We start from the raw sequence: 15552 nt of genomic DNA, 5'->3' as shown, positions 1-15552 counted from the left end.
CCGTCGCTTCAATCGCGACGGGCCTTCGTTGTGTGCAGAACGCAACCAGTGCGCTGGCATCGGTGGACCCATCCTGCGATCCTGCCGTTAACCTTCCATGCGTGGGCCGGAGCAGCCAGATGGACGACCGACCAAGACAACCCGATGGCCTGGTGCAGGACGACGGCTTCGTTCGCGTGCGCGGCGCGCGTGAGCACAACCTCAGGAACGTCGACGTCAGCATTCCGCGCAACGCCCTCGTCGTGTTCACGGGCGTGTCGGGGTCCGGGAAATCCTCGCTCGCCTTTGGGACGATCTACGCCGAGGCTCAACGGCGATATCTGGAATCGGTGTCGCCTTACGCGCGGCGCCTCTTCCACCAGATGCAAATCCCGGAGGTCGACGACATCGAAGGGCTGCCGCCCGCCGTCGCGCTCCAGCAGCAGCGCGGCGCGCCGACGACGAGATCGTCCGTCGGCAGCGTGACGACCATCTCGAACCTGCTCAGGATGCTCTATTCCCGTGCCGGCGATTACCCGCGCGGACAAAAGATGCTCTATGCGGAATCGTTCTCGCCCAACACGCCGGAAGGCGCGTGCCCGACCTGCCACGGTATCGGCAGGATGCTCGACGTCACCGAAAAATCCATGGTGCCCGACGACACCCTGACTATCCGCGAGCGCGCCGTCGCGGCCTGGCCGAGTGCCTGGCAGGGACAGAACCTCAGGGACATCCTGACCACGCTGGGCTACGACGTGGACAAGCCCTGGCGTGAGCTGCCCAGGAAGGACCGCGACTGGATTCTGTTCACGGAGGAGCAGCCGACCGTTCCGGTCTATGCCGGTTACGACTTGGCCGAAGTCAAACGGGCCCTGCGCCGCAAGGAGGAGCCGAGCTATCAGGGCACATTCACCGGCGCCAAGCGCTACGTGATGCAGACCTACGCCAAATCCGAGAGTGCGATGATGAAGCGCCGCGTCGCGCAATTCATGATCACTCAGGACTGCCCGACCTGCCACGGCACGCGATTGAAGCCCGAGGCGCTCAAGGTCAAATTCGCCGGCCTCAACATCGCCGAGATGTCTCATCTGCCGCTCAAGCAGCTGCAGGAGTTGATGAAGCCGTTCGCGAAGACTGCGACCGAGGGCGCATCGGAGAAAACCATCGTCGCCAGGCGGATCTGCGAGGATCTGTCGGCGCGACTGGCCGTCCTGCTCGACCTTGGGCTTGGCTATCTCGCTTGCGAACGCAGCACACCGACGCTGTCGCCGGGCGAGTTGCAGCGGCTACGACTTGCGACACAGGTCCGCTCCAACCTGTTCGGCGTCGTCTACGTGCTCGACGAACCGTCGGCGGGTCTGCATCCTGCCGACACCGAGGCGCTGCTGCGGGCGCTGGACCGGCTGAAGCACGGGAGCAATTCGATCTTCGTGGTCGAACACGAGATCGAGGTCATAAGGCATGCCGACTGGCTGGTCGACGTCGGGCCGGATGCCGGCGAAGGCGGCGGCAATATCCTCTATAGCGGACCGCCCGCAGGGCTCGGGCAGGTCGCGCAATCGCGAACCGCCCATTATCTCGCGCATCCACGAAAGCCGCTGCCCACGGTCCACCGCGAGCCCAAGGGACGCTTGAAGATCAGAGGTGTGACCCGGAACAATCTGCGCGGCCTCGACGTCGATGTCCCGCTGGGGGTTCTCGCCAGCGTGACCGGCGTATCGGGCTCGGGCAAATCGAGCCTGATCAGCCAATTCCTCGTCGATGCCGTGGCGGAGCATCTCGGCCATGCACGCGCCACGGAAGCGGACGACGACAGCCTGGCAGCACCCACGGTCGAGACATTAGGCGGAAAGATTGCCGCCGGCCTCGACCAGGTCGATCGCCTCGTCGTGGTGGATCAGAAGCCGATCGGCCGCACGCCACGATCCAACCTTGCCACCTATACCGGCCTGTTCGACCACGTCCGGCGGTTGTTCGCGGCGACGCCACAGGCAAAATCCCGCCGCTACGATGCCGGGCGCTTTTCCTTCAACGTCGCGAAAGGTCGATGCAGCACCTGCGAGGGCGAGGGATTTGTCTGCGTCGAGCTTCTGTTCCTGCCCAGCGTCTACGCACCCTGCCCGACCTGCAAGGGCGCGCGCTACAACGACAAGACGCTGGAGGTGAAAATCCGCGGAAAATCCATCGCGGATGTGCTGGCGATGCGCGTCGACGAGGCCTTCGAATTCTTCCGCGGAGATCCAACACTGAACCGGTCGCTATCGGTCGTCCGCGAGGTCGGCCTCGGCTATATCCGCCTCGGCCAATCCGCCACCGAATTGTCGGGCGGAGAAGCCCAGCGCATCAAGCTCGCGACCGAGCTCATGCGGCCGCAACGCGGTCACACACTCTATGTCCTGGACGAGCCGACCACCGGTCTTCATCCCAGGGATGTCGAGCGGCTGATCGCCCAGCTCGAGCGCATCGTGGATGCCGGCAACAGCGTGGTCGTGGTCGAGCACGACATGGATGTCGTCTCTCATAGCGACTGGATCATCGACCTCGGTCCCGGCGCCGGCGAGGAAGGCGGCCGTATCGTCGCGTCGGGGACGCCGCGAGAGGTCGCCGAAGCCGGCGGGAAGACCGCCAGCTATCTCGCCCGTCGCTTGAAACAGTAGCGCGCGATCTCGTCGCCGCCCATTTCGCAATTGCGATCTGCGACGCGGAGGCCGGCCCCCGACTTTCGCCATGTTGACTTTCCGCCGCCCCGCTCCCCATACTTCGAAAAAGAATAACAAGACCAAATCATAAGACGGTTTTTGAGGGAGGATAGAATGCCGACTTCACGCAGGCAGCTGCTGAAGAGCTCGGCGGCCGCGGCCGCCGCACTCAGCCTCGATTGGACACGGGCCCAGGCGCAAGCCGAGAATTTGCGCATCGGCCTGATCTACGACCTCACCGGTCCGTTCGCCGCCGGCGGCTCGGTCGCCTCCTCGGTCGGTGCCCAGATCGCCATCGACCTCGTCAACGAAAAGGGCGGCATCGGCGGCAAGACCAAGATCGTGCCCGTTGCGGCGGACTCGCAGAGCAAGGCCGACGTGGCGATCAACGAGGCCGAGCGGCTGATCAGCCAGGAAAAGATCGACATCATCAACGGCGTCTATTCCAGCGCGCATGCGGTGCCGATGGCGGCGAAGGTCGAGCAGCAGAAGAAGATCCTCTGGATCACGACCGCGGTCTCGACCGCCGTGTTCAAGGACAAGAACCTGCAATACGTGTTTCGCGCGCAGATCCATTCCGATCAGTACGGCCAGGCCTTCGCGGGCTTCGTCGCCGAGCACGCGCAAGGCAAGCTCGGCATGGACCCGAAGGACGTCAAGGTTGCGCTGATTCACGAGGACGGCCCTTATGGCGTCGGCGTCGCGGCGGCGGACGAGGCCTATGCCAAGCAGGCGGGCATCCAGGTGGTGATGCGCGAAGGCTATTCGGCTTCCGCGCCCGACCTCTCGGTGCTCGTGACCAAGCTCAAGCGCGCCAAGGTCGATGTGATCTCGCATGCCGGCTACAACCCCGACATCACCCTGTTCCTGCGCCAGGCGCGCGAGAGCGGCCTGCGCTTCAAGATGCTGTTCGGCGCGGGCGCCGGCTACAGCCAGCTCGACAAGTTGCGCGCGACCTTCGGCCCCGACATCGACAATTTCTGCAACATCGATCCGGTACCGGCGCAACTGCTCGATGCCGCCAAGCTCGCGCCTGGCATCGGCGATCTGACCAAGACCATGGTCTCGCGCTACCAGGCCAAGACCAGCGCCACCGACGTGCCGCCGCACTGTTCGATGGGTTTCAACCAGACCTGGATCTTGCTCAACAACGTGCTGCCGGTCGCCAAGGAGAAGTACGGCAGCTTCGAGCCCGAGGCCATTCGCAAGGCCGCGCTCGACGTCGACATTCCCGCCGGCGGCACCATCCAGGGCTATGGCGTGAAATTCTTCCCGCCGGGCACGCCGCTCTCCGGCCAGAACGAGCGCTCGACCCCGGTCGTGATGCAGAACGCCGGCGAGCACATCTCGGTGGTGTGGCCGACGAACATCCGGACGCAAGACCCGGTGTTTCCGCTGCCGAAGGGGTCGACTTACGGGACGTAGGTTGAAGCCGCGCAGACGGTGCACCCTCTCCCCCTTGTGGGAGAGGGTGGCTCGCCGCGAAGCGGCGAGACGGGTGAGGGGTTGTCTCCGCGAATCCATCTCTCATTTGAATCCGCGGAGACAACCCCTCATCCGGCGCTTCGCGCCACCTTCTCCCACAAGGGGGAGAAGGATTGGCAGCGTGCCTGCGGTTAGCTCAGTGAGTTCATCACGCCCCTACAACACCACCCGTCGTCCCTCCTCCGCCGCCCAATAGCCTGCGTAGTTCACCTTGATCGTCTCGTACGCCAGCGCCAGATCCGACAGCGGCTGCCGCCCCGTCGCGGCGCATTCCATGAAGTCCTGGATCTCCTGGAGATAGCCGCGCGTCCACTCCTCTTCGAGGCAGACATATTGCCAGCCGGTTTTGCGGTCGACCTTCTCGGTGATGTAGACGGAGGCGAGTTTCTCCTCGGAGGTCTGGTAGCTCATCAGATGATTGTTCGGCGTGATGTTGGCGAACAGCGAGCCGCCTGACGTGTAGGTCTCGATCAGATTGCGGACGCCGCCCATGATCATGTCGCCGGAGAACACGGTGGCCTTGGTGCCGTCCGAGAAGGTGGCAGTCAGGGTGCCCCAGTCCTCGACGTCAACAGGATTGGCCTTGATGTAGGTGCGCTCCTCCGGCTTCAGGACGGCCGTGACGTTGCCGACGTCACCGCTGACGCTGGCGACGCGAATGGTTTCGCCGCGCGCCTTGGCCTCGACCTGCTTGAGATACAGCACGGCGGAAAGCGGATGGCAGCCCATTCGGATCAGCGAGCCGCCGCCGGTCATCGCCCATTGCGCGGCATGGGCCGCATGCGAACCGGAATGGCTCTCCTCGCCCTTCATGAACAGGATTTTGTCCTTGGTCGCTCTCAGAATCTCCGCGGTCTTGGTCACGGCCGGCGCGTAGATCCAGTCCTCGGCATACATGAAGAGCTTTCCGGTGCGCTCGATCGCGGCACGCGTGGCGTCCATCTCTTCCAGCACGCGCTCATACATCAGCGCCTTCGGCACATGCTTGCCGATCGGCTGCCGGTCGCCGTCGCGGCCGAAATAGCCGGCGAACGGCTTTTCGCAGATCACGTGCTTGCCTGCCTGCATGGCGGCGACGATCATCCCCGCATGAAGATTTGGCGGCGTGCAGATGTCGATGACATCGAGCTCGCGGTCTGCGATCAGCTCGGCGAAGCTGCGATGGACCCGCGGGACCTGGTGGCGCTGCGCAAATTCGACGACATGGTCGCCGCGCGCAGCGACCGCCGCGACCTCCACATCCACGCCGTAGACGCGCCGGAACGCATACATATGCAGCTCCGACACAAAGCCGCAGCCGACGAGTCCCACTTTGATCTTGGCCATAGCGCCCCCAGACCCATGCTTTGGGCAGCACTATAGCGCGCCGGCGGGTCTATTCCACCGAGACCCGCACCACACCGGCGCTCATCATGCCCAGCGCTTTGGCGGCCGGCACCGACAGATCGACGATCCGGCCGCGGATGAAGGGGCCGCGATCGTTGACGCGGCATTGAATCGAGCGGCTGCCGTAGGACACCCTCAGCACGCTTCCGAAGGGGCGCGTCCGGTGCGCGCAGGTCAGCTCGCCTTTCCCGGCTTTTCCGTATCCGTAATAGGAGGCAAGCCCGCTTTCGGCGTGGGCAAAGGAAACAGCAGAAAGCGAAAAAGTGGCAAGGCAAGAAAATAACGTGGTCTGCGCTCGCACGGCACCGCTCCCGGTTGGCCCTACCCCGCGCAGAAACGTTTGTTGGTTCCCATGGGTTCCTGAGCAACTGCCGGGCCGCGCCCGGCAGTGCCATCACACATTGTTACTATTTGTGGAACACGAGCGTCCGAACCTCAATGCTTTCGCGCGGCGCCGCATCTGCTGGCGTGGTCGGATCGACGAACGCGGTGTGCGGCCCAAAGCGGGTGCGGCCATCTGTTGCGGAATCGTAGCATTTGAGCAGCAGCGCTTCGTCCGTCGTCATCTCGGGAAAATAGAACCAGCGATGGTTCGGATTGTATTTCACCGAATAAATCTCGCCGCGACGGTTGGGATAGATGAGAGCGGAGGCGACGAGATCGTCGGGCGCGACCGTCGTGCCATCTGCCATCGCCAGCGGCGAATCTCGCAACGGGCCACGGATTGGCCGCCATAGATTGATCACCTGGACGCGGCCTTTCAGCAGCTCGTCGGCCTCATCTGGCAGATGTTCGCGCACGCGGTTGGCGCCCGAGACGGCGGTCTGGTCGACGTGGACGCGCGTTGCCGGCTGACGCGGTCCGCCGTCGCGAATGTCCGCGGCGCCCTCGACGCGCCTGCGCACGGTATGGTCGAAGATAACAACGCGGTCGGCTTTCAGCGTTGCGCGCAGGAAGGCCTCGACGGCGGGATAGTAGACCGCCTTGATTTCCTCCTCGTTGGAGAAGTCCTTCACCTGGTTCGGATGCCGCACCAGCGCAAAGCCTTCGCGGTCGAGCGAGAAATTATGGGCGATCAGTCGCGCATCGAAGATCGGGACCTGATGCGGCTCCGGCAATGATGTGCTCTTGGGCTCACCCGGCGGCGGATCGAAGGCATAGGTGCGCGGCTTGCCCGAAACCGGCGCGAGGTAATTGAGTTCAGCGGTGACGAAGGGAAGCGATTCGATTTTTGTTTCTTGCAGGCCCATGGCCGGTCTCCCGATGTGGTCGTCTGGATGATTTTTGAGGGGGCCGGGCGTGACGCAAGGGAGGTCGTGCAAATAGCAATGCGGGTTTTGTCGTCGGCATGAAACGCAGAACGAACGTTTCGCGGAGTCCTGTCGGGTTGGAATGCGCTCCATCCGCTTCACGGATGCTTGAGAGCCTTGTGAGATCTCGTGCCTCGTCCGACCGGCCTTAAGGAAAACATCAGGACAACATAAGGAGCTCATAAGGACTTACGAGCCGCCATCGGCCTAGCATCGATCCTGTGATCTCGTCGGTAGCAGGATGCCTCATCCCCGGCTTGTCCAGGCAAACGCAGCCCGCTCTTGGATTGCCGATCCCGACTGGACGGGCTTACAGTGATGCGCCCTGCGGCCGTCGACGCTTGCAATGGGAAGGCGACCTTCGGGCTGGAGATCAGCGCCATGTCAGCCAGTCAGTATCTTCGTTACGATCCGTCCGTCGAACAAATCCAGCCGGAGGAAGCTGCGGCCGTCGAGGCGATCGTTGCCTCGATCTCGCGGACGAGCGCCCGCACTTTTCACAACGAGAAGCATGGGACCCGGCAGCAGCACGCCAAGGGCGCCGGCTATCTCCGGGGCGAGCTGATCGTCTACGAGGATTTGCCTGATCATCTGCGCCAGGGCCTGTTCAAGCAGGCTGGCCACTTCCCGATCATCGTCCGCCTATCCACTGCATTCAACAGGAGCGATCGCGTACGTTCGCCACGGGGGTTTGCCATCAAGGTCCTGGGCGTGACTGGGGCTAAGGCGCTCGGCGACGACGATACGACGAACCAGGATCTCCTGCTCGTCAATCACCCCAGCTATTTCGCGGATGCGATGGCCTATATGCGCGCACAGCACCAGGTCGAGCGCACCCTGTTCCTGCCTGATCTGGCGTACGTACCCATAGGCTTTCTCGCGCGCGTGCTGGTCGCCGCATCGGACAGAACAGGCATTCCGATCCCGATCGTCTTGAAAGCGCTCGGTGATGCCGGCAGCAACATTCTCGGAGAAACCTTTCACACGGAGGGAGCATTGCGGTTTGGCGATTATATCGCAAGGCTTCGCCTGGTGCCGATCTCGGCCTCGGTTCGCCAACTCACCGGCCAGCCCTGCCACGATGCCGATGATGCCGTGCTGAACAGCGTCGCTGCCTTCTTCAAGGACAATGCGGCCGAGTACGAACTGTTTGCCCAGCTCTGCACCGACCTGCAGCGAACACCGATCGAAGATGCCTCGATCGACTGGCCCGAAGACGTCGCGCCGCCGCAAGCACTCGGCAAGATCACGCTTCCGCGCCAGACCGCCGACAGCCCAGCGCGTCGCGTCTATTCCGACGAGGTGCTTTCGTTCGATCCATGGCGATGTCTCGCCGCGCATCAGCCGCTCGGCTCGATCATGCGGTTGCGCAGGGATGCCTACAGAGCCTCCCGCACGCTGCGGCAGCAGCAAAACCAATTCAGGGTCAAGCAACGGCCCGGAGAACCGCGAGAGATCGCGGACCTGCCGGATTGAGCCGATCACCGTCCCGCAATATCGGGCCCGGTGTGCCGGTCTGCGTCGAAAAAGGATGCCGACCGCAGCGGATCGCCGGGATCAAGCGTCTCTGCCAGCGATGCGATCACCTGGCAGGAGCGGTGCCGCCATTTGGCAGCCCTTTGCGCTTGTCCGAGGCTCCCATAGAGCACCGCTGTCGTGCGATAAACCCGCCAGCTGGCATGCGGCAACCTGGCATGGCGGACGATCGAAATGGCCGTCGACAAATGCTGGCCGGCGAGTTGCGCATCCTGCTTCAGGATCGCAATTCTCGCCATGGCCTCGTAGCACAGCGCGAGAAACGGCCGGTCGGGCGCCGCGCTCGTCACCTCATGAAACTGGCGGGCCGAACTCTGGGCGCGGTCCAGATCGCCGATCGCGATCCAATAGTCGCAGCAAGTCAGCAGATAATGCGGGATGACCAGCGACTCCATCGGCACCCGATCGACCTCCATTCGCCGCTCCATCGCATCGAGATGCTGCCGCGCCCGAGCCAGATCGCCCATCCTGATGTAAGCTCGCGCCAGCAAATTCCTGCCAACGAAGAAGGTGAACGGATTGGCCTCGATCATCGGGCCGAGTGCATCCTCCGCGCGCCGTGACGCGCTGCCATATTCCTCCGCCTCGGAATACAGCCATCCGATCGCGAGATGACACAGCGCGACGGCCTGCGGATTTGCATTCCGCTCCGAGATAGCCAACGCGGAGACAAGGTTTCGTTGCGCCTGGCCCCATTCACCGTGATAAATCTGGGCGAACGCCTCGACCGATTCATAGAGTACGAACAGATAGACGTCACCGACCAAGCGGGCGAGCTCCTTTCCCCGGCTCGTCGCATCGCAGCAGGCCGGATAATTCGCGCGCAGGAACTCCAGCACCATCTCCATCGAGCAGCGTCGCAGCCGCATGCTCAGATCTTGCTCTCCGGTGATCAGTGCTGACGCACGCTCGGCAAGGTCCGCATTCTCGCGGTCCCAGCCGCGGAGCATCAGCTTCAAATTGGCTACGTTCCCCTGGACCAGCGCGCTGAACGCGGCGTCGTCGATCGCCCTGCTCTTGACAAGGGCCTGTTCGGCCACAGGCAGGCTCTGGCGTCGATCGACGTAAAGACAGAATCTGCTGAGATCGACCAGTGCGTTCACCTCTTCGCGCACGTGCCCGTTCTCCGCCGCGTGCGCGACGACTGCGCTGAGATCCTGCAAGGAATTCAGGAAATCTCCACTGGCCCGCCAGGCCCAGGCGCGCTGCAGCAGCAACTTCAGACGTGTCGTCACCCGAAACCCCGGCGGCAGATGCGGCACCAGTTCCAAAGCGCGGGACAGGTAGTTGGCGGCCTCGCGTGTGCTGAACCTTCGCGCCGAACCCTCGGCGGCCGCGCCCAAATAATGCATCGCTTTCGGGAAATCACGGCCCAGTTCGAAGTGGCGCGCAATAACGGCGGCGATCTCCCCAGCCTGCGGCCCATAGCCCTGCTCGAGCCCCGCCCCAAGCAGCGCATGGGTTTTCATGCGGCGCGCCGGCGCGAGCCGCTGGTAGAGGATCTCCTGGTAAAGCGCGTGCTGGAACGCATAGCGACCGGAGACACCTCCGTTCGGCCACTCAGTCATGCCGGCAACGACAATAATGTGATCGGTCCGCGCCAGGTCCTCGCACATCTGCTCGACATCCAGCACAGGACGCTCCAGCGCACCGGCGATATGGAGCGCGGAAAACTCCGCTCCCGCCGCACTGGCGACCTCGAGCAGGCAGCGCTCATCCACGGTGAGGTGATCGATCTGCTGCTTGATCATTCCTTCGAGATCGCGCGGCATGCTGTCATGCGAGGCCGCGTCTTCGCTGACCAGCCGCCAGCCCAATTCGTGCTCGACCAGCGCGCCCTGCGCCACGAGATGGTCGAGCAGAGACGACACGAACAGAGGATGCCCGCCGGTTCGCACGAAGATGCGCTCGACCAGCTCTCTGGCAAAATCGGCCGAGTTGAAGCGCAGCGAAAGATAGCGTTCGACGTCGGTGCCGGTCAGCCGATCGAGCGCGAGCTCGGTGGCGTGTCCGTGAATCCGCAAGTCCTGGTGAACCGCACGGATAGGATGTCCGCCGACGGCGACTTCCATCGGCCGATAGGTGGCCAGCACGAGGATAGAAGCCCTCCGATCCCGGCGCGCAAGCCGGGAGAGCACATCCACGGTGGCGAAGTCGCTCCAATGCAGATCTTCCAGGATGATCACCCATGGTCGGCTGACGGCGAGATGCTCCATGAGATCGGCAAATTCCCGCAGCATGCGCTCCCGGGTTGCGCCGAAGACCTCATGCTGGAATGCGGCCCGGTCTGCTTCGCCGAGGAAACCGGGCATTTGCGCAAGCCAGGTCGGCGCGTGCTCGCGTATCGCAGTCAGCAGCGATGCTCCATCGGTTCGACGGCAGCACTCGTTCAGCGCTCCGATCAGCGGAAGAAAGGCCTCGTGGGTGCCGAACAACTCGTTGCAGCTACAGTGCAGCACGCTCAGTCCCTGCTGGTTCATCCTGTCGAGCGTCATTTGCAAGAGGGTGGTCTTGCCTATCCCGGCCTCGCCGGTGATGAAGACGACCTGACGCTGTCCGGTACGAGCAAGTTGCAACGCCTCGTCCAGCGTATCGAGTGGCCCAGTGCGCCCGACCCTCCAGTGCCGGCGTCGATCGACCACCTGCTCCGTGGCGGACGCCGCCTCCTCTTCGGCCGCCCGCTCGATCGCAGGCAATTCGGCGATCGCGACCGGCGCAATGAAGCGATAGCCGCGCCGCGTGACCGTCTCGATGTAGTTGGGAGATTGTCTGTCGTCGCCGAGCACCGAGCGTAGCGCGTTCACGGCAACGGCGAGGCTCGACTCGCTGACGTGCAGATCGGACCAGACCGCGTCGAGCAACTCTTCCTTGGTGACGAGTTCACCGGGCCGACCGACAAGATGGCAAAGAACCTCGAATGGCTTCGGGGCCAACGCGATCCGCTCCCCGCCTCGCCATAATAGCGCGTTGGCACGGTCGAGGCGGAATTCACCAAAGGCAAGCGCGTCTGTACGCACGGCTCCGACCCCCGGATGCTCCCCCATCTTAAGGGAAAGCTCAGCCAAATGTAAGGACACGATAAAGACCTGCGCCCTGCGCCGGCACTAGCATTGGCCTGTCCATTTAGAGACGCCGAAGGCGTCGGACGGCCTTTTCATCACGCTGTCATTTCAGTCGACAGGCAGTCGATGCCTGAATTTTGGCAAGGAGTTAGCCATGAGCATTATAAAACATTTGGCGATCCCGCCTCTCGCTTTTGCCATTCGTCATTACGACGTGAGGGTCATATTAGGCGTCACCGTCCTCAGCCGCATCTTCCTCCTCGCCATCTACCTCGCGTGCCGCGGCCCGGGCCTGTCCGAGTTCGATCTTACCAACACCATCGCGCTGCCATGAGCTCGGGACCGCTCGAATGGTACATCGAGATCGCGATCATCGCCGCGATCTGCATCGGCATTGTCGCGGGCGGGCATGGCCGGCTCGTCGTGCCGCATCACCGGGTTCAACGCGCGCAAGCCGATCGGGCCGCTTGCGTACAGCGGCCCTCAAACCCTTTCAGCATCGTCGACCTGCGGCGAGCGGGTCCGCCCGTTTGATCAATCACCAATACGCGCGGTGATAGGCCCGGTACGGCCGGTAGTAGCCGTAACGGGGACCGTAATATGGACGATAGGCGCGATAGCCGTAATAGCGCGGACGCGCGTAATAGCCGCCATAACCGTAGCCCGGTCCATAGGCGTAACTCGGTCCATAGCCGCCATAATAGGCAGGCGCATAGCCGTAAGCCGGCCCCGGATATCCGTAGCCGCCGTAATATGGACCGCCGCCATAGTAGCCGTAGCCATAGGCGCTGCTGGCGATGGCGCTGCCGATGATCGCGCCGGCTGCGAGGCCGCCAATACCCCATCCAAAACCTCGGCCGCGCCAATACACCTGCGTGACATCATCGCCGACCGCGGCCTTCATGGTCGCGACATTTGTCGGCATCGGGCCCGCGGCGGCCCGCTCGACTTGGCCGGCCATCACCGCGCCGGCCAGCGAACAGGCGATTGCCGTTTTCCAGATCGTCATCGTCTCACTCCCTGTCTGACGTTTCCCTTGGACATGGACGCAGCCCATGATCGGGCATCCTGGCGCAAGGTCAAAGCCAGAAATTCGGCCTCGAATTTGCGTGCACCGCACAAGACGCATGCCTCCATTGTGATCAACCGGTCCCCGACGGGCTCGACAACCTCGCGCCGTGTGACACCGGCAAGACGGCGACTGGGGCCCGATCACCGCGGCAAAGCATTAAGCTTCCGGCGCATTCGCAACCAACAACCACCTTCCCGATTTACTATTCGTGCCGTTACTATCGGTTCCAAATGTGCGCGGCCGGGAGGCTTCTCGCGAGCGCCAGAGTTGTGGGAGAATGACATGAGTGCCGCGAGACCCGAGCCGCTTGCCCGTCAGGCGCTGGCGTTCGTCCTGGCCGGCGGACGCGGCAGCCGGCTGCTGGAGCTGACCGACCGGCGCGCCAAGCCCGCGGTCTATTTCGGCGGAAAATCCCGCATCATCGATTTCGCACTGTCCAACGCGGTGAACTCGGGCATCCGGCGAATCGCGGTGGCCACCCAATACAAGGCGCACAGCCTGATCCGGCACCTTCAGATGGGCTGGAATTTCTTCCGTCCCGAGCGCAACGAGAGCTTCGACATCCTCCCGGCTAGCCAGCGCGTCTCCGAAAACATGTGGTATGTCGGCACAGCCGATGCGGTCTACCAGAACATCGACATCATCGAATCCCACGCCTGCCGTTTCATCGTGGTTCTCGCCGGCGACCATATCTATAAAATGGATTACGAGGTGATGCTGCGCCAGCATGTCGACAGCGGCGCCGACGTCACCGTCGGCTGCCTGGAGATGCCGCGTCAGGAATCTTCCGGCTTCGGCATCATGCATATCGACGAGAACGGATGGATCAAAGAGTTCCTGGAAAAACCGAAAGACCCGCCGCCTATGCCGGGCAAGCCGGACGTCTCGCTCGCCAGCATGGGCATCTACGTGTTCGACGCGAAATTCCTGTTCGAGGAGCTCAAGCGCGACGCCGAGGACCCGAACTCCAACCACGATTTCGGCAAGGACATCATCCCCTATCTCGTCAAGAACGGCCGCGCCATGGCGCACCAATACTCGACCTCCTGCGTCCGCTCCGGTAGCGACCCCCGCGCTTATTGGCGCGACGTCGGCACGGTCGATGCCTATTGGGCCGCCAATATCGACCTCACCGACGTGGTGCCCGAGCTCGATTTGTTCGACAGCGCCTGGCCGATCTGGTCCTATTCGGAGATCACACCGCCGGCAAAATTCGTCCACGACGAGGAAAGCCGGCGCGGCCAGGCTGTGAGCTCGCTGGTCTCGGGCGGCTGCATCATTTCCGGCGCCTCGCTGCGACGCTCGCTGCTGTTCACCGGCGTGCGCGTCAACTCCTACGCCAACGTCGAGAACGCCGTGATCATGCCTTACGTCAATGTCGGTCGCGGCGCGCGCCTGAAGAACGTCGTGATCGATCGCGGCGTCGAGATCCCGGAAGGGCTCGTCGTCGGCGAAGATCCCGATTTGGATGCAAGACGCTTCCGCACCACCGAGCAGGGCATTTCGCTCATCACCCAGCCGATGCTCGACAGGCTCAATACATGACGCCTGTTCGCGTCCTCGCGGTCGCCTCTGAAGTCTATCCCATCGTCAAGACCGGCGGCCTCGCCGATGTCGCGGGCGCGCTGCCGATCGCGCTGAAGGCGCATGGCGTCGAGATGCGCACCTTGATGCCGGGCTATCCCGACGTGATGCGGGGGCTGGGGGAAGCCGACGAAATCCGGCGCTGGCCGGATTACTTCGGCGGCCCGGGACGTCTGCTCGCCGGCTCGCATGACGGCCTCGATCTGTTCGTGCTCGACGTGCCGCATCTCTACGCGCGGCCTGGCAACCCCTACGTGACGCCCGAAGGCTTGGACTGGCCGGACAATGGCGTGCGGTTCGCCGCGCTGTCGCGCATCGCGGCCGATATCGGCCACGGCCTCGTTCCCGCCTTCGTGCCCGACGTGGTGCATGCCCATGACTGGCAGGCCGGGCTCGCGCCAGCCTATCTGCACTACGACAACCGGCCGCGGCCCGCCACCGTGATGACCATCCACAATATGGCCTATCAGGGCAAGTTCGCGCCCGAGCTGATCGGTTCGATTGGCCTGCCGTGGCGCGCCTACGGCGTCAACGACCTCGAATATTTCGGCGGCATCAGTTTTTTGAAGGCCGGCCTGCAATTCGCCGATCGCATCACCACGGTGTCGCCGACCTATGCGCAGGAGATCCAGAGCGACGAGGGCGGCATGGGGTTTGGCGGTCTGCTTCGCGCCCGCGCCAACGTGCTGAGCGGCATCCTCAACGGCATCGATGTATCCGTTTGGAATCCGCAAGAAGATCCGCACATCGCCTACCGCTTCGGCGCGGAGGACCTCACACATCGGGCCGCGAACAAGGCGGTGCTCCAGCAACAGTTCAATCTGGATTCCTCGGACGAAGCGCCGTTGCTCGGCGTCATCAGTCGCCTGTCCTGGCAGAAGGGGCTCGATCTCCTGCTCGAGGCCATTCCGACCATCTTGCGCGAAGGCATGCAGCTCGCGCTGCTCGGCAGCGGCGACCGCGATCTGCAGGATCGCTATCAGGCCGTTGCGCGCGCGAACCCCGGCCGGATCGGGGTCGTGATCGGCTACGACGAGATCATGGCGCATCTGATCCAGGCCGGCTCGGACGCGCTCATCGTGCCGTCACGGTTCGAGCCATGCGGCCTGACCCAGCTCTGCGCGCTGCGCTACGGCGCCGTGCCCATCGTATCGCGCGTCGGCGGCCTCGAGGACACCATCGTTGATATCGGCGAGGCCGATAAATCGGGCCACGATGCCACCGGCTTCAAGTTCGCACCCGTCACCGCGGATGCCCTGGCCGGCACGCTGCGCAAGGCCAACATCGCCTTTCACGACAAGCTGACCTGGCGCCGGCTGCAACTGAGCGGCCTTGCGACCGACGTGTCCTGGCGCAACCGCGCCGGTGACTATGCCGCGCTCTATCGCGGCCTCATGACGGCGCGCGCCTGAGGCGCGACCATCGTCGAATCAATGCTA

The 15552-nt window shown here is 63.5% G+C and carries 11 protein-coding genes; 6 read left to right on the top strand and 5 right to left on the bottom strand.

The window, feature by feature from the left end; all coding sequences use genetic code 11:
* The first annotated feature begins 119 nt into the window (after positions 1-119).
* Both uvrA and ABIC03_RS21355 read left to right on the top strand, forming a co-directional pair.
* A complete protein-coding gene (gene uvrA, locus ABIC03_RS21360; protein WP_354060748.1) occupies positions 120-2636 on the top strand; it encodes an excinuclease ABC subunit UvrA in 2517 nt (838 codons plus the stop codon).
* A gap of 156 nt (positions 2637-2792) precedes the next feature.
* A complete protein-coding gene (locus tag ABIC03_RS21355) occupies positions 2793-4103 on the top strand; it encodes an ABC transporter substrate-binding protein (RefSeq protein ID WP_354060746.1) in 1311 nt (436 codons plus the stop codon).
* A 216-nt stretch (positions 4104-4319) separates the two neighbouring features.
* On the opposite strand, the gene ABIC03_RS21350 is transcribed toward ABIC03_RS21355, so the two are convergent.
* The 3 genes from ABIC03_RS21350 to ABIC03_RS21340 form a co-directional block, all read right to left on the bottom strand.
* Entirely contained in the window at positions 4320-5489 is a 1170-nt protein-coding gene (locus tag ABIC03_RS21350; RefSeq protein WP_354060744.1) for a Gfo/Idh/MocA family protein, read from the bottom strand.
* A 49-nt stretch (positions 5490-5538) separates the two neighbouring features.
* Entirely contained in the window at positions 5539-5850 is a 312-nt protein-coding gene (locus tag ABIC03_RS21345) for a septal ring lytic transglycosylase RlpA family protein (RefSeq protein ID WP_085350223.1), read from the bottom strand.
* Positions 5851-5956: 106 nt separating this feature from the next.
* Positions 5957-6799: a CmcJ/NvfI family oxidoreductase gene (locus tag ABIC03_RS21340; RefSeq protein WP_275173554.1), complete on the bottom strand. Its 843-nt coding sequence runs from the start codon at positions 6797-6799 to the stop codon at positions 5957-5959.
* A gap of 441 nt (positions 6800-7240) precedes the next feature.
* Here ABIC03_RS21340 and ABIC03_RS21335 point away from each other — a divergent pair, with 441 nt between their 5' ends.
* On the top strand, positions 7241-8335 hold the full coding sequence (locus ABIC03_RS21335) for a catalase family protein (RefSeq protein ID WP_354060741.1): 1095 nt from the start codon (positions 7241-7243) through the stop codon (positions 8333-8335).
* 5 nt (positions 8336-8340) lie between these two features.
* On the opposite strand, the gene ABIC03_RS21330 is transcribed toward ABIC03_RS21335, so the two are convergent.
* On the bottom strand, positions 8341-11439 hold the full coding sequence (locus ABIC03_RS21330) for an ATP-binding protein (protein ID WP_354060739.1): 3099 nt from the start codon (positions 11437-11439) through the stop codon (positions 8341-8343).
* Positions 11440-11611: 172 nt separating this feature from the next.
* Here ABIC03_RS21330 and ABIC03_RS21325 point away from each other — a divergent pair, with 172 nt between their 5' ends.
* Positions 11612-11791: a hypothetical protein gene (locus ABIC03_RS21325; RefSeq protein WP_275173551.1), complete on the top strand. Its 180-nt coding sequence runs from the start codon at positions 11612-11614 to the stop codon at positions 11789-11791.
* 204 nt (positions 11792-11995) lie between these two features.
* Here ABIC03_RS21325 and ABIC03_RS21320 read toward each other — a convergent pair whose 3' ends face one another.
* Complete coding sequence (locus tag ABIC03_RS21320) at positions 11996-12466, bottom strand: hypothetical protein (RefSeq protein WP_275173550.1); 471 nt, start codon at positions 12464-12466, stop codon at positions 11996-11998.
* A gap of 345 nt (positions 12467-12811) precedes the next feature.
* Here ABIC03_RS21320 and glgC point away from each other — a divergent pair, with 345 nt between their 5' ends.
* Both glgC and glgA read left to right on the top strand, forming a co-directional pair.
* The gene (gene glgC / locus ABIC03_RS21315; protein ID WP_275173549.1) at positions 12812-14074 is read left to right on the top strand and encodes a glucose-1-phosphate adenylyltransferase; all 1263 of its coding nucleotides are present in this window, start codon (positions 12812-12814) and stop codon (positions 14072-14074) included.
* The gene (gene glgA / locus ABIC03_RS21310; RefSeq protein WP_354060736.1) at positions 14071-15525 is read left to right on the top strand and encodes a glycogen synthase GlgA; all 1455 of its coding nucleotides are present in this window, start codon (positions 14071-14073) and stop codon (positions 15523-15525) included. The genes glgC and glgA overlap by 4 nt, the downstream gene beginning before the upstream one ends.
* Positions 15526-15552: the final 27 nt, after the last annotated feature.

It is taken from the genome of Bradyrhizobium sp. RT6a, from assembly GCF_040547675.1.
GTDB lineage: Bacteria > Pseudomonadota > Alphaproteobacteria > Rhizobiales > Xanthobacteraceae > Bradyrhizobium.
Note: the sequence above shows the minus strand (reverse complement) of the source record. Positions and strands in the feature narration are given on the sequence as shown.

Bases quoted from the DNA above. Each gene is read 5' to 3' on its own strand.
- glgA (WP_354060736.1), top strand. From the start codon at position 14,071: ATGACGCCTGTTCGCGTCCTCGCGGTCGCCTCTGAAGTCTATCCCATC.
- ABIC03_RS21330 (WP_354060739.1), bottom strand. From the start codon at position 11,439: ATGGGGGAGCATCCGGGGGTCGGAGCCGTGCGTACAGACGCGCTTGCC.
- glgC (WP_275173549.1), top strand. From the start codon at position 12,812: ATGAGTGCCGCGAGACCCGAGCCGCTTGCCCGTCAGGCGCTGGCGTTC.
- ABIC03_RS21350 (WP_354060744.1), bottom strand. From the start codon at position 5,489: ATGGCCAAGATCAAAGTGGGACTCGTCGGCTGCGGCTTTGTGTCGGAG.
- ABIC03_RS21325 (WP_275173551.1), top strand. From the start codon at position 11,612: ATGAGCATTATAAAACATTTGGCGATCCCGCCTCTCGCTTTTGCCATT.
- ABIC03_RS21320 (WP_275173550.1), bottom strand. From the start codon at position 12,466: ATGACGATCTGGAAAACGGCAATCGCCTGTTCGCTGGCCGGCGCGGTG.
- ABIC03_RS21355 (WP_354060746.1), top strand. From the start codon at position 2,793: ATGCCGACTTCACGCAGGCAGCTGCTGAAGAGCTCGGCGGCCGCGGCC.
- ABIC03_RS21340 (WP_275173554.1), bottom strand. From the start codon at position 6,799: ATGGGCCTGCAAGAAACAAAAATCGAATCGCTTCCCTTCGTCACCGCT.
- uvrA (WP_354060748.1), top strand. From the start codon at position 120: ATGGACGACCGACCAAGACAACCCGATGGCCTGGTGCAGGACGACGGC.
- ABIC03_RS21335 (WP_354060741.1), top strand. From the start codon at position 7,241: ATGTCAGCCAGTCAGTATCTTCGTTACGATCCGTCCGTCGAACAAATC.